The sequence below is a fragment of the Iodobacter violaceini genome (assembly GCF_011601265.1).
GTDB lineage: Bacteria > Pseudomonadota > Gammaproteobacteria > Burkholderiales > Chitinibacteraceae > Iodobacter > Iodobacter violaceini.
The window spans coordinates 1-209 of sequence record NZ_JAAOLX010000066.1 but is presented as its reverse complement, the minus strand read 5'-3'; the positions used below and the strand labels follow the sequence as shown (position 1 = coordinate 209).

General features: G+C 54.1%; 1 protein-coding gene. It reads left to right on the top strand.

The window, feature by feature from the left end; translation table 11 throughout:
* Nucleotides 1-209, top strand: a 209-nt coding sequence (locus HA050_RS21880) for a hypothetical protein (RefSeq protein WP_166830604.1), incomplete at both ends; no start/stop codon positions are given.

Genomic DNA, 209 nt, shown 5'->3' with positions numbered 1-209 from the left:
AATTCTGGATAACGACAGCCCGGCCATTACCGGCATCGAAGTTGGCAATCCGGGTGTGGCGGATGACAATGTGGTGGAAGGTAATAACCTTGTCTTCAATGTTTCGCTCAGCACCGCCACCACCAAACCAGAAACCTATGCCTTTAACCTGGGTGGCGGATCAGCGAGTGCAGCCGATTACGGCACAGCCACCTTCAGCAATGGCGTCA